Below are 590 nucleotides of genomic sequence, written 5' to 3'. Positions count from 1 at the left end.
GTCCGGCCGTCCTCCTCAATGGTTTTTGGGATGTTGGCGGTGTCCTGATTGGCCAGATTGGGATAGGATCGGGTAGCGGAGACCTCCCGGGTGGAAGTGCCGTATCCGGCTGCCTCCACATTCACGGTCTCCAGCTGGAGTGAGAGGGTACCGGACAGTCCGTCTTCTGTGATGAACTCTTTTTCCGGAGGCAGCAGGGCCAGCACCGACTCCATGTCTTTGCTCTTGCTCTCCAAAGTCACTGTTTCGGTGTGCTGCCGGCTCTCGTGCTCCGGTAACTCTTGTTTCAACACGTCCACCAGAGTGTAGTGGAAGCCGTCCTGCTCAAAGTCGGACCGGGGGATCCCCGCCGGGTCGTCCTCCGGCCCCAGGTCATACATTTTCCGCAATTCCGTGCCGTCCTCGCTCTGAGTGACGGCGGTTGGGTAGCAGACCTCCGCCTGAGTGTGCTCCGCCGCCAGCACCGCGGGGGAGAGGGCCATGGTCAGGCAGAGCACCGCGGCCAATAAGGTGATCTTTCGTTTCATGCAGACATCCCTCCTCTACATGCTCATGCCGCCCATTACCGGGCCGGACTGGACGGGTTCTTC

The 590-nt window shown here is 60.7% G+C and carries 1 pseudogene; it reads right to left on the bottom strand.

What is annotated here, in order from left to right:
• Nucleotides 1-527, bottom strand: a pseudogene (locus H6B31_RS17900) (cell wall anchor protein); the annotation flags it as partial.
• Between the last annotated feature and the right edge of the window lie 63 nt (nt 528-590).

It is taken from the genome of Pseudoflavonifractor capillosus, assembly GCF_016899775.1.
Classification (GTDB): Bacteria; Bacillota; Clostridia; order Oscillospirales; family Oscillospiraceae; genus Lawsonibacter.
The sequence above is the reverse complement of the archived record's forward strand: the minus strand, read 5'-3'. Positions and strand labels throughout refer to the sequence as shown.